The 12443-nt window shown below is 60.2% G+C and carries 14 protein-coding genes and 2 pseudogenes; 5 read left to right on the top strand and 11 right to left on the bottom strand.

Features of this window, described 5'->3' with window-relative positions; all coding sequences use genetic code 11:
- Window positions 1-217: 217 nt before the first annotated feature.
- The 5 genes from IVB26_RS05980 to IVB26_RS05960 all read right to left on the bottom strand — a co-directional run bounded on the left by IVB26_RS05980 (window position 218) and on the right by IVB26_RS05960 (window position 1647).
- On the bottom strand, window positions 218-625 hold the full coding sequence (locus IVB26_RS05980) for a hypothetical protein (RefSeq protein ID WP_247970972.1): 408 nt from the start codon (window positions 623-625) through the stop codon (window positions 218-220).
- Window positions 626-651: 26 nt separating this feature from the next.
- Entirely contained in the window at window positions 652-852 is a 201-nt protein-coding gene (locus tag IVB26_RS05975; RefSeq protein ID WP_247970971.1) for a hypothetical protein, read from the bottom strand.
- 67 nt (window positions 853-919) lie between these two features.
- Entirely contained in the window at window positions 920-1198 is a 279-nt protein-coding gene (locus tag IVB26_RS05970) for a hypothetical protein (RefSeq protein ID WP_247970970.1), read from the bottom strand.
- Window positions 1195-1374, bottom strand: coding sequence for a hypothetical protein (locus IVB26_RS05965; protein ID WP_247970969.1), 180 nt, complete (start codon window positions 1372-1374; stop codon window positions 1195-1197). The genes IVB26_RS05970 and IVB26_RS05965 overlap by 4 nt, the downstream gene beginning before the upstream one ends.
- Before the next feature lie 63 nt (window positions 1375-1437).
- Window positions 1438-1647, bottom strand: a complete 210-nt coding sequence (locus IVB26_RS05960; protein WP_247970968.1) for a hypothetical protein — start codon at window positions 1645-1647, stop codon at window positions 1438-1440.
- A gap of 801 nt (window positions 1648-2448) precedes the next feature.
- Between IVB26_RS05960 and IVB26_RS42875 the strand changes: the two are divergent.
- Both IVB26_RS42875 and IVB26_RS05950 read left to right on the top strand, forming a co-directional pair.
- Window positions 2449-3186: pseudogene (locus IVB26_RS42875) on the top strand (aldehyde dehydrogenase family protein); the annotation flags it as partial.
- Between the two features lie 51 nt (window positions 3187-3237).
- Window positions 3238-3946: pseudogene (locus IVB26_RS05950) on the top strand (MFS transporter); the annotation flags it as partial.
- A gap of 220 nt (window positions 3947-4166) precedes the next feature.
- On the opposite strand, the gene ald reads toward IVB26_RS05950, so the two are convergent.
- The gene (ald, locus tag IVB26_RS05945) at window positions 4167-5279 is read right to left on the bottom strand and encodes an alanine dehydrogenase (RefSeq protein WP_247970967.1); all 1113 of its coding nucleotides are present in this window, start codon (window positions 5277-5279) and stop codon (window positions 4167-4169) included.
- 329 nt (window positions 5280-5608) lie between these two features.
- Between ald and IVB26_RS05940 the strand changes: the two genes are divergently transcribed.
- The 3 genes from IVB26_RS05940 (at window position 5609) to IVB26_RS05930 (ending at window position 8086) form a co-directional block, all read left to right on the top strand.
- The gene (locus IVB26_RS05940; RefSeq protein WP_247970966.1) at window positions 5609-6331 is read left to right on the top strand and encodes a helix-turn-helix transcriptional regulator; all 723 of its coding nucleotides are present in this window, start codon (window positions 5609-5611) and stop codon (window positions 6329-6331) included.
- Between the two features lie 94 nt (window positions 6332-6425).
- Entirely contained in the window at window positions 6426-7058 is a 633-nt protein-coding gene (locus IVB26_RS05935) for an acyl-homoserine-lactone synthase (RefSeq protein ID WP_247970965.1), read from the top strand.
- A gap of 74 nt (window positions 7059-7132) precedes the next feature.
- Window positions 7133-8086: a LysR family transcriptional regulator gene (locus IVB26_RS05930; protein ID WP_247970964.1), complete on the top strand. Its 954-nt coding sequence runs from the start codon at window positions 7133-7135 to the stop codon at window positions 8084-8086.
- On the opposite strand, the gene IVB26_RS05925 is transcribed toward IVB26_RS05930, so the two are convergent.
- The 5 genes from IVB26_RS05925 to trbL are packed head-to-tail and all read right to left on the bottom strand — an operon-like array spanning window position 8059 to window position 12443.
- Window positions 8059-8301 (bottom strand): DUF2274 domain-containing protein, encoded by a 243-nt coding sequence (locus tag IVB26_RS05925; RefSeq protein ID WP_247970963.1) that lies wholly within the window; start codon window positions 8299-8301, stop codon window positions 8059-8061. The genes IVB26_RS05930 and IVB26_RS05925 overlap by 28 nt on opposite strands.
- 5 nt (window positions 8302-8306) lie before the next feature.
- Window positions 8307-9512, bottom strand: a complete 1206-nt coding sequence (locus tag IVB26_RS05920; protein WP_247970962.1) for a TraB/TrbI/VirB10 family type IV secretion system protein — start codon at window positions 9510-9512, stop codon at window positions 8307-8309.
- On the bottom strand, window positions 9509-10483 hold the full coding sequence (gene trbG, locus IVB26_RS05915; protein WP_247970961.1) for a P-type conjugative transfer protein TrbG: 975 nt from the start codon (window positions 10481-10483) through the stop codon (window positions 9509-9511). The genes IVB26_RS05920 and trbG overlap by 4 nt, the downstream gene beginning before the upstream one ends.
- A 1-nt stretch (window position 10484) precedes the next feature.
- On the bottom strand, window positions 10485-11165 hold the full coding sequence (trbF, locus tag IVB26_RS05910) for a conjugal transfer protein TrbF (protein WP_247970960.1): 681 nt from the start codon (window positions 11163-11165) through the stop codon (window positions 10485-10487).
- Window positions 11166-11210: 45 nt separating this feature from the next.
- Complete coding sequence (gene trbL / locus IVB26_RS05905; RefSeq protein ID WP_247970959.1) at window positions 11211-12443, bottom strand: P-type conjugative transfer protein TrbL; 1233 nt, start codon at window positions 12441-12443, stop codon at window positions 11211-11213.

Raw genomic sequence — 12443 nt, 5'->3', positions numbered from 1 at the left:
GCGCCGAAAATCGAGGTCCATACATGAATCGCGCACTGCGCATCCCGGGATCTTGGACCTGATCGAAGCAACAGCACCTTTCCGCGATATGTGCTGAGATATCAGCACTTCTCGTTCCAGCTCTCCAATAAAAAGTTCGAACTCCACAACGGCATCGAAAATTCTCCGTCGGCAACCTGATCGTCGGGCGCGGCCTTAATCGCCTAGATAGTTCGGTCTAAGAGTGCGGTGCGCACGTTCGGCTCTTAGAAGACCGGCGCCGCCCCAGTCGTTCAGGCTGGCGCCGACGTAGCTCGACAGAATGGGATCGTGCCGGCACTGACGATGGCAGCTCAGGAGCTCTCGTGTCCTCTGGCTGGACTTGGGGCGTGCTAGGGCGCGGCTCCATCAGTTCGAGCACCGCTCGTCCCTTGTCCGTGATGCGCCACCCTCCATTCACACGCTCGACGAGTCGCTGCGAAAAAAGGTCGAGCTCGGGCACGCGGGCGCCCATTCTCTTGGTGCGCGCCGCCCAATCGGGACCGCTCGTGGCCAAAATGGCCATGTCTCGCTTAAGGTCCGGCATGGATGCGAACCCATGCGGGTCGCCTACAAGGATCTTCAACACCGTGACCTGGAAATTCACCTGAGTACTATCAGTGTTGTCCGCACCTACCGCCACATTGTTGGCGCAGAGCGAAGAGCTTCCATGCCGACCTGCCTAAGGCGGTCCGCCGTGATCTCACCTCTGTTGGCGGCGTCCAAGATCTTGGAAGCGACATGGGCCCGAGTGCCGGTTTCGCTGCGAGGCAGACCCTCGCAAACCTCCTCAAGAACAGCACGCAAAAGCGCAGTGGTCGTTGCGTCCAACACTTGGCGACTCCGCAAGGCGCAAAGAATGGTAGCACGAGGAAGCACGCTGAAACTTTCAAATGAACTATTAGCTGATTCCAAGACTATGAACTTCCCACAGTTGCCGTTGTTCGTTGATTGCCTGAGACGTCGCGGCCGTGTCCTCCTCAGGGAGGACGTTGTGATGCTCTTGCTCCGCCACGCCAGTGCCGAGGAACCACCTCCGTGATGGAATTTCAGCCCCGGAGAGGCTTTTTTTGACGATTTTCATCGCGATGGCTGTCCTGCCGCGCAACATGAACTCATTCTCGTGGCGGCGCATCTTCAGCATCAATATCGCGCGCTGAGGCTGATTGAGCTCGCTCACCCGATGCTCAACTGCGCGCACGGCCATTCGTAACTTGCCTTGAAATCTTGATTCTCCTTGAAGCCAAGGTTTCGTTGGGCCGAGACCACGTTCTGGAAGCGTGTTGCATAGAGATTGATGACAGACCGCAGGGAGGTCGCCTCCTTCATGGGGTCATCGTCGCGCAAATCGATCACGAATCCCTCAACACGACTGGATGCTGCGAGCTGCCGCTCATGATTGTCGGCATGCTTGTTGATCTATTCTCCACTGGGCTTGCGCTCGAATTCGGTTGCAATTTGCCCGGATTCCAAGAAGGTTTGTGACAGCGATACGACATGATCTTTGAATTCGTTGCTGGCATTCGACTCACGTTGCGCCACGCTCCCGTAGAGCATCGCGAGTGCAGATTGCGCCTGTGACAATGACCCCTGAAATCCCCGGCAGTGCCAGCTGTTCGCGTAGCCCAACGCGGAATCCGCGACTCGGTGATGAGGTCCAACGAATTCCGATCGCGACTTTGCGCATTTTGCCCCTCAAATGACTTGTCCGGACGCGCCCGATGCTGGTGCACACTGTCGCGACGCGCAGCTATCCTGCGAAATCGCCGAGCTCAATGTTTCTCTGCCGCTCGTAGACGAGCGCTGACTAATTTAGATTGATTTCCTAAATCCTGAACCCGAGCTATCGAGGGTACGGACGCGTACACCGAGCGAGTGTTCGATGAGCTCAATGAACAGTACGCAAGTTCGAATATTCTCGCGAGAAACGCTTCAAGATAGCAGTTACTGCGAACTTGGCGAAATCTGTGCACAAAAACTGCAAGATATCGCTGTGAACGCCTCCAATCCTCCCAGGTAAATGAGTATCCGATATCCGCTTGCACGATCTGACGACGTTTCGTGCAAGATTGGAGTTCCCAGTGAGTTCATTTACTTGCCGAGCTCCTATTCAGTGCCCTTCGGGGCGTTTCCTCCCTGACTCGGCCGCGCGGTATCTCGCGCGGCCTTTTTTCGCGATTGACGAAGACCTGATTGCTCGGATCTGAAAACCTCCAGGAGCAACGCGACGACCCCGACCGCCGCCGCACAACCCACGCAAGGCTCGTCCATCCTGCGCTAGCGTCTGAAGGACGCGTCACTTCTGCGGGAGGCCTGCTACATTGATGGCGCCTGAGTCGGCTCACCTCGCCTTTTGGTAAAAACAATCTGGCGATCGGCATTGAGCTCGCTAAACTGCCGCAGCTCTCGGGCGACGGCTGCACGCGAGCCGTGGAGGCTGCTGAACGAGCGCTCCCTGCACGCCCTAAACTCACAGCCAAGCAACGTTCCAACATCCTGCGCAAATGGCACGAATTGATCGTCGCCAACGCGAGGATCTCGCGCTAATCCTGACCTCCGAGCAGGGCAAGCCGCTCTCCGAGGCGCTAGGCGAAGTTGATATCGGTGGCGCCAATGTCGAGTTCTACACCGAAGAGGCGCGCCGAATCTATGGCGAAACGATTCCCTCGCCGCGCCCGGATGCAAAGCTGCTTGCGATCAAGCACCGATTGGCGTCTGCGGCGCCATCACGCCGTGGAACTTCCCCAACTCGATGATCACCCGCAAAGTATGCCGGCGCTCGCCGCAGGCTGCACCGTGATGCTGAAGCCAACCAGTGAGACGGCGCTCTCGGCGCTTGCGCTCGCAGCCCTCGCTAAGAAGGCCGGCGTGCCCAAGGGTGTCTTCAACGTCATCACCGGAGATTCGCGACCGATCGGCGAGGTTTTGTGCGAGCACGCGGCCGCGCTTTGTCGGCTTCACCGGCTCGACCTAGGTCGGCAAGATCCTCTACCGTCGCCTCCATCGGCCTGAAGAAGCTCGGCCTCGAGCTCGCCGGAAGTCGCCTTTCGTGGTGTTCGACCACCCGATATCGATGCCGCCATCGAAGGCGCCATCGTCTCCAAGTACCGCAACATGGGCCAGACCTGCGTCTGCGCCAACCGCCTCTACGCACAGGCAGGCATCTATGAGGAATTCGTGCAGAAGCTCTCGACGAAGGTCGCGGCGATAAAGATCCGCGAGGCTGCGGTTCGTGCCTGCACACTGTCCATGAGCGGCGCGATCGTGGCGGTTGTGCTCAGTCATAATTCGGTCTTGACAGCCGCAGCTCTGGTTTTGGCGGGCGCCGTATGGACGTGGACGCTGTTCAACATTGGCGTGCAGCTCTCCGCCCCGCGCTGGGTTGCGGGCCAATCCGTTGCGGCTTGGTAGGCTGCGTTCTCTGGGGGTCTCGCAGTTGGCAGTTGGGGCTGGGGCGCCTCACCGATGCCGTCGCTGTCCACATCACGCTGCTCGTCTCTGCCGGACTGATGCTGCTCTTGCCGCTGCTTGGGCGCCGGCTGCGCATGCCGGCCATCACGAGCGCGGGGATGACGCCGACATGCTTGCCGATCCTAAGGTGCGGCTCCCGCTGACCACCGGAGTGGCCCACTGATAGTTGAGCTCGACTATCGCGTGGCCTCCGAAAATGCGCGAGCCTACCACAACCTCATGCCGGATGTGCAGCTCTACCGGCGACGCAACGGCGCCTGCGGTTGGTCAATTGCGCGTGATATCGCCGACCCCGAGCTGTGGACCGCTGGACCAGTCGGAGCGCGCATTACACGAGAAGGCCATGGCTTTCCATATCGGGCCTGAGCCCCTGCGTATCCGTCGTATGCTGGAGCGCCCGTTTGGATCGGTACGCTGGAAGGATGATGTGCCCGATCGCGCCGCGAGTGAGCTCTAGCTGCGCGGCGCAGGCACTAGGTCGCCCCTTCCATCGCACCCGCATTCAAGGACCCCGGGCACGTTGACGCCCTTGCGCTTGGCTAACCCTTCGCCGTCAGTCAAGTTGGATAGGGGACTTCCACCTCCAAGCTGTCGCTCATACTCGGCCACACAAAAAGGGCCACTCTGATGAGCGGCCCAAGTCTGCCGACGAAACGTCCCGTAGTGGGCCTCTAGGATCAGGCCGCAGCCTGTTCGATCGGCGAGAAGGGAAGACCAAGGCTCTCGGCGACAGCCTTATAGGTTAGCCGGCCCCGATAGACATTCAGGCCTGCGCGCAGATGCGGATTTTCGAGCACAGCTGCAAATCCTTTACTGGCGAGAGCCAAACCAAAAGGCAGCGTAGCGTTGTTGAGTGCCTGGCTTGAGGTGAGCGGCACAGCTCCCGGCATGTTTGCGACGCAATAGTGGATAACGCCATCCACCTCATAGGTTGGATCGGCATGTGTCGTCGCCCGCGATGTCTCGAAACATCCGCCCTGATCGATCGCTACGTCCACGATCACGGAGCCTTTGCGCATCGAACTCAACATACCGCGGCTGACCAGTTTCGGCGCGCTCGCGCCAGGAACGAGAACGGCACCGATGACAACGTCGGCCGCAAATACCTCTTCTTCAACGGCGCCGATCGTCGAGAATCTGGTACGTACTCGCCCTTCGAACAGCTCATCCAGTTCGCGAAGCCTGGGAATCGAACGGTCGAGGATCGTGACCTCAGCGCCCAAGCCTGCCGCCATCCGTGCAGCGTGAGTGCCGACAACGCCCCCGCCGATCACCACAATGCGAGCGGGTGGCACGCCCGGTACCCCGCCAATCAGCAGTCCCCTTCCACCCGCGTACCGCTTCAGCGCCGCACCCGCGGCTTCAATCGCAAGTCTTCCCGCAACCTCGCTCATAGGGGCAAGCAGTGGAAGGCCACCGTGCGCGTCGGTCACAGTTTCATAGGCAATTGCGGTGCAGCCAGACTTCATGAGGCCCTTCGCCTGCTCCGGATCCGGAGCCAAATGCAGATAAGTGAAGAGGATCTGGTTTTCTCGAAGCTGCGTCCATTCGGAGGGCTGTGGCTCCTTGACTTTCAAGATCATTTCGCTCAATGCGAATACCTCGCGAGCAGAGGTCGCAATCGTCGCGCCAGCTTTGCGGTAGTTATCATCTGTCGCGCCAATCCCGGCACCGGCGTTGCTCTCGACCAATACGCTGTGGCCAGCTGCAACGTATTCGCGGACGGCCCCAGGCGTCAGGCCGACGCGGTATTCGTGCGTCTTGATTTCCTTGGGAACACCGACCTTCATTTGCAATCTCCTTGATGAGCAGCTCGTTGTAATCGGAAGAGCTGTACAAACCTGCGAGGCGAGAAGCCAAATAGCGCAGTAATCCGGCGATCTTCCCCGCCTGCTTGCAGGATTTCGAACAGACGACCGAAGACCGCCGAGTTGGCTGGGATGCTACCACAAGGTGGCAAGACCTGATGCGGCTCCGGCAACCAAACCAGGCACTCGTGATCAGGATTGATCTACGCCGGACTTGATCGACTTCTTCGTTGTTTTGCCTCATTCGCAACGATGCTCGATTCGCTAACAGGAGTAGCGCTTGCGAGGGGAGGCCCGCGGGTTCATCAAAGATGGATCGGGTTTTTCAAAGGTTTGCTGAACGATTGACCGAAAGCACGCATCGAGACGCAGCTCAGCAGAGCATGGCTGAGGTCGCCGCTGCGCTCAAACTGTCGTGCTTCGCATATCTCGCTCTTCCCCGTGAGCCGGGCAGTGCTCCCAACCTGATCTCGACATATCCCCCCTCCTGGACCGCCATCTATCTGCAGCGCGGCTACGAATCCGTCGATCCGGTGGTACGTCGGGCAATGCGCCAGCCTAAGCCCTTCCGATGGGGGCTTGGATTTGAAGCGCGAAATCGGTCGGAGTCCGAACGCGCTTTGTTCGAAGAAGCCGAAAAATTTGGGATTCGCTGCGGGGTTACATTTCCTATCCACGATGACAAGGGCGCAATCGCCGCGCTGAGTTTTGCAAGTGACGAGCGTCGAACTGGTTTCGAGCGCGCGCTTCTCGAGCACGCCCAGAGCCTGCGATTAATCGCGACGTTTTTCCATGAGCATGCAAAACGCTTCTGGACGATTGATCGCGTGGTCGGCGGCGTGGTGCTGTCTCCTCGCGAGTACCAGTGTCTCGAATGGTCCGCGCGCGGTAAATCGGCTGGGGCGATCGGGATCATTCTCGGTATCGCAGAGCGAACCGCGGGATTTCACCTGGACAACGCCCGTGCGAAGCTCGGTGTCAGCTCGCTTCGTCAAGCGATCGTGCTGTTGACCGAATCAAAAGCTCGAAAATAAAGCGCCGGTCTTCCATAAACACCTGTGGGACTGCACAGGATGCGCTTGCCTAGGCCTCTCTGCTTAGTTGCCGAAAGGAAGCACGGAGGCAAAAATGATGCAGCTCATCGCGCCGGAGTACTACGGGGAATTCGTCCACGATCTCGCCGAGATGCACCGGCTGCGCTACCGCGTTTTCAAGCAGCGCCTGGATTGGACCGTCGAGGTCAGCGGCGACATGGAAGTCGACGAGTTTGACGTCCTTCGACCGGTGCATCTACTGAACCGCTCAGGAGCCGGACGTATTCAAGGTTGCGTCCGGCTTTTGCCTTCGACCGGTCCAACCATGCTGAGGGACACCTTCCCGATCCTGCTGGACGGGCAGCCGGCGCCACGAAGCGATCGGATCTGGGAGAGCAGCCGATTCGCGCTCGATGTTCCCGCGGATGCGCCGAAGGCGAGCGGCGGACTTGCTGCTGCCAGTTACGAGCTGTTTGCGGGCATGATTGAATTCGGCCTTTCCATTGAATTGATCGAAATCGTCACTGTCACCGACGCCCGCATGGAGCGCATTCTTCGCCGGGCCGGATGGCCCCTTCGCAGACTGGGAAAAGCTCGCCCTCTCGGAAACACCACGGCGGTTGCCGGGTACCTGGAGGTCTCGCCCGATGCGTTGGACCGCATCCGCAAGGCGGGGCATATCTCGGGACCGGTGCTCTGGGCTCCGGTCGTTCAAGCGGCTGCCTAGGTTCTGGAACAAACCCAATCGCAGCATCGCTGCAGATTGGTGCGGAAGGCCGCTCTTCTCTCTCAAGACTTGCCATGCACAAGCCACGTCGAACACGACCGTCACTTCAAGCCAGTAAAGCGCTCGAACTGAAACACCTGAGATCGGCCGTGGCTGCGGCCGATTGCGGGAGCGTTCGTGGAGCCGCCGAGTTGCTGAGGTCCCAACAATCGAGCCTCAGCCGAACAATCAGCGAGTTTGAGCACCACTTGGGCGTTCCAATTTTCGAGCGCTTCAGCGGAGGTGTGCGCCCAACGCGGCCCGGCTGCGACGTCCTTCGGTTGGCCAGGACCATCCTGGAGGAATTCGACGCACTCGTCGCAACCGCGCGATCCGTTCACAATGGCGAAACCGGCCGTGTGAGCGTCGGTTTCTGCACATCGCTTTCGGCCGGCAATCTGCAAGCCTCCTTACTTGAGTTCAAGGATCGGTTCCCGCAGGTCGCGCTTGCGACGGTTGAACGATCAAGAACACGTTTAGCAGCGGCACTTCGCAACGGAGCGCTTGATCTTCTGATCGTCACGGGGAGCTTGCCGTTGTTGGACACCAAAGCCATGTCTCTGTGGAGCGAGCGTGTTCTCGTTGCCTTGCCTCATGACCATCCTCTCAGTTCGCGCGAGACTGTCTACTGGCCCGACCTGCGCGGCGAGACGGTGCTGCTCAGCCACTGCGACCCCGGAAAGGAGGTCGAAGATCTTCTGGTTTCCAAGCTCGTTTCGGCTGAAGCCCGTCCAAAAATCGAGCGCCACGACGTCAGTCGCGGCATCATCAAAAGCTTGATCAGCATGAACACTGGAATAAGCCTCGTGCTCGAGTCCGACATAGGCGCGCATTTGGCGGATCTTGTCTACCGAGAACTGCGCGATGGCGCGGGTGCGAGCCGATTCGAGTTTTCTGCCTATTGGCGCGCCGACAATGAGAACCCCGCCCTGCAGGAATTCCTGAAGTTACTCTCCGAGCGCTATTCCTCGCCTTCGATCGATCGCTGACGTGCGCGGCGCGCTTTCCGGAAGCTCCTGTCGGCCGCCATGAACCGGGCCAGCATGGGCGCGATAAGCTTGGCCGGATCTCCGATCGGCTGAGCGGTCTCCTGTGCAAGGATCTCGGCATATGCCACGAGATCCCTGTGCACGCTCGCGGGCAGTTCATGCGTAATCTTGATTGGCTTGTCGTCTTCGATTGCTCCGAGCTTAAGCTTTGCCATCGTCCTCACCCTCTATACGGTTCGAGCACCAGGTCGCGGTTGACGATCACCCGTACCGGAAATCCCGGACGAATCGTCAAAGTTGGCTGAATGTTGAGATTGCGGCGGACTATCTGCTGGCCCGTTTGATTGATCGAATCCCCAGCTCCGCGGCGGAGCGCGGCAATGAGGTCGCTGTTGGTATTGCCGCTATCCGCCCCGGAATTCACCTCCGTGCCGACGGAAAGCAGCGTCGAAAGAGCGGCCGCCCCCAACAGTTCCTTCCAATGATTGTCGACCTCGTCCTCAAGACCAGAGTAGCCTGCCGCATCTGCATCGGGCTGCCGTTCCAAAACAATCGACCTCCCATTCGGCATGATAAGGCGCGTCCAGACCAGGAGCACGCGCGACTGCCTAAATGCGACCTGGCTATCGTAACTCCCGATCAGCCTTGCTCCCTGGGGGATAAGGCGAGCTCGCCCGGTAGGAGAATCGTACACCGATTCTGTGACTTGGGCCGTGATCTGACCAGGCAGGTCGGAGCGGATTCCTGTGATGAGTGCGGCCGGAATGATCGTTCCGGCCTGAACGACAAAAGGCGAAGCCGGCCTCACAAGGCGATCGGAGCTTGTCGTCCGACGATCGACCGTTGCACTGACGAACGCAAGCTTTCGGTCTTGGCCATTCTGAGCAAATGCTTCGTCGGATGATGGCGCGGCGCTTGAACGGGCTTCGCTCGATGAAGTGGCAGGGGCTTGTGGCCGGACATTAGTGCTGGCAAATACCTTGCTGGTCCGTGCCGCCTCGCTCTCCTGGTTGACACGCTGCTGTTCGGCATCGATACCGAGCGAGCTGGACGTCGAAGATCCCTGTGCTGCGACGATCGGCCGACCGAGATCGCCGGGCAAAGGCGGCCCCAGGCGCGGCACGTCCTTCGGGATCTCGGTGTAATCCTTCGGTAAGGTCGTGAGCTGGTCGGCGACTTTGTGGTGGTCAGTCGCGTAAAGCTCCTCGGGCGCTGAAGTATCTGACCGTTTCTCCTGCAGCGCCCAGAGCACCGCGCCAGTGATCAGCACGAGCACAAGGGCGCTGCCGCCGATAAGGACTTTCCGCGACAGGCGCGCAACTTTTGGCCGATCCGGCCAGAGCCGCAGGGTTTCGGCGATCTCTTCCGGCGGTTTGCCCCGAGGCGCTTCCTTTGGTGTATTGATTGCCTGGTCAGTAGCGTTCAAAGCGACCTCCCGTCGGTTCGCACGATCCTGACCTTCTGCTGGTGCTCCTCGCCCAGCCTCAGTTCCGCGGCCGCGAACAGCCGGTCAACAATCAGCACATTTCCGTAAGCGCGGTAGTTGACGATCTCGGTTTTGCCGTCGGGCCCGATCACGAAGAGCGGCGGCATCTCGCCCTGACTGACGCCGGGGGCGAATTCAATGTAGGTTTTTCGGCCGTCATCATAAGCGTTGACGGGACGCCAAGGCGGGCTGTCACCCTCCATGGCGTAGCGGTAGCGGCGCGCCGGCAGGTCCGGAATAAAGGGTGCCGGCAGTAAAGCTCGAGTTCGCCCGCCACGATCCGCCGGATAGAACCAGGCGACCGAGGGCATATAGGGCTTTTCTTTGGCGCGAAGCTCGATCAAGTAAGTACGGCGATCAGTATTGACGACGAGGTTGGTCTCGATCGAGGGACGGGTTGGCTTGACCATGATGTGAACGCGGCGGGTGTCGCCGCTGCCACTCTCGGTGTCGCCGACCACCCAGCGGACGGTATCGCCTGCGGCGACCGGTCCTGAGCCGATCAGCTGCTCACCGGGCTCGAGGGCAATGTCCGTAATTTGCCCCGGCGCGGCATAGATCTGGTAGAGCGCGCCCGGACTATAGGAAAACACTTGCACCGCATTGTAGTAACCGGCTTTGCGAGGCTGCACGCGTGCAGCGTCATTTGCGGTTTCGACGCGCTCGACAGGCTCCTTGGCCTCCGCGCTCTTGCCGCCTCGTGCAGCCTTCCAGGCCGGCGGCACATGCAGCGGTCGCGGGCGATCATCGGCAAGCGCCGGCAAGTCCGGTGCCGGCGGTAGCTCGTTGTCGTAGCTGATTTGCGGCGGCCTGAAGGTCGTGCAGCCGCCGAGCGTCGAGACACAGACCAGAAGAGCCAGAGGCAAGCACGGCCGCGCTTTTCGTGACACAATAACGAGACCTGACGGCATGTTAGCCGAGCTCCTTTGACCAGTTGATAGCGTTGACGTAGATGCCAAGGGGATTTTTGCGTAGGCGATCCAGATCGCGAGGCATTTCCACGACGATGGTAAGGATCGCAGTCCACCGTTCCGTTGCGGCAAGGTGGCCGTTTTCGTAGCGGCGCTCGATCCAGGCGAGGCGAAAGCTCTCAGGCGACGCTCGGATGACGCTCGAGACCTCGATCGCGATTTGCGTCTTTCCGAGCTTGGCGAAGGGGTTGTTGTTGCGAGCATAGTCGTTGAGCGCGGCGGCGCCGCGATCGGTCGTAAAGTCGTAGGCACGCAGCCAGTTCTCGCGGAGGACAATTGCGTCCATCGGCAGGCCGCGGACGTGCTCGATGAAGCGCGCCAGGTGAAACGCTATTTGAGGGTCCGTCGGCTGGTAGGCAGCATTTGCAGGGGCAACTGCTTTCGCTTCACCCAATTGATTGACCTCAACCACCCAGGGCGTGATCGTGCCATGGGCTGATTGCCAGACCAGAGCTCCGGCAAAGCCCGCGGAGAGGAACAGGCAGCCGAATGCCATGAGCCGCCAGTTCTTGGCCTGGACTCGTGCTGCACCAATGCGGTCATCCCAGACTTGAGCTGCGCGTTGATAGGGCGTGACCGGCTCCGGCGTGCGGCCATAGTGAACGGCCGATCGTTTGAACATTTGTCTGACCTCAAGGCATGGTTGGAAATTGGAGAGACCGCGAACTCAGCGATTGTCTTGTGAGAGGTCGACCGATGCGCCACTCCCGCCGTGATCGCCTGACCGAACCGCGTGCGTGACCGCTGATGCTCCATGCTGGATGGTCTGCGCCCGCTTCATGCGCCGAACCCAGGCTGGCGGACTGTCGGGCGCGGCCGAGGAGCCCCCCTCCTCCTGACCGACTTGACCAGCCCCTCGCCCAAGGCCGGCTGCGAGCGAACGCAAGGGACTTGCCGCGCCTGGCGCGCTCGCCTCGACGCCGGAGCTTCCCGCCCGCAACATGTTCGTCGCGCCACTTGCAATCGCGCTTCCACCGCGCAGCGAGCCCGCAATCGCGCCAGCGGCAAGACCTGCAGCGCCGGCGGCAACGCCAGCTCCTGCCGCGATCACCCCACCGGCAGCGAGGCCCGTGCCGACGGCGGTGCCTGCGCCAAGCTGCGGACCTCCGGAGACGATGCCATTGGCGATACCGGGGGCGAAGATGCCAAGGCCCAAAAGGGCGAGCGCGCCCAGGACCAGTGCCATCGCATTCTCGATGGTCGGCTGGTTGCCGCCAAAGCCGCCCGTGAACTGCGAGAACAAGGTCGATCCGATGCCCACGATGACGGCAAGGACCAGAACCTTGACCCCCGATGACATGACATTGCCCAGCACCCGTTCGGCCGCAAAAGCGGTCTTGCCGAACAGGCCGAAGGGGATCAGGACGAAGCCGGCAAGTGTCGTCAGCTTGAATTCGATGAGGGTGACGAACAGCTGGATCGCCAGGATAAAGAACGCGAGCAGCACCACGATCCAAGCAAACAGCAGGACCACGATTTGCACGAAATTCTCAAAGAAACTGACATAGCCCATCAACCCAGAGATGGAGTCCAGGATCGGCCGGCCTGCATCAAGGCCTACCTGCGCAATGCGGCCCGGGCTTAGGAAATCTGCTGACGAAAGGCTTGTCCCTGAGGCTTTCAGACCTAGCCCCGCAAAACTTTCGAAGACGACCCGGGCGAGGTTATTCCAATTGCCAATCAGGTAAGCAAAGACGCCGACAAACAAGGTTTTCTTGACCAGCCGGGCGATGATGTCCTCGTCCGTTCCGAACGACCAGAACAGGCCAGCCAGGGTGATGTCGATTGCAGCCAGCGTTGTGGCGACATATCCAACTTCGCCCCCGACGAGACCGAATCCGGAATCGATGTAGCGGGTAAAGGTTTCCAGAAACTGGTCGATGATGCCCGTGCCGCCCAT

The sequence above is a fragment of the Bradyrhizobium sp. 195 genome (genome assembly GCF_023101665.1).
In the GTDB taxonomy this organism is placed as follows: domain Bacteria; phylum Pseudomonadota; class Alphaproteobacteria; order Rhizobiales; family Xanthobacteraceae; genus Bradyrhizobium.
Note: the sequence above shows the minus strand (reverse complement) of the source record. Positions and strands in the feature narration are given on the sequence as shown.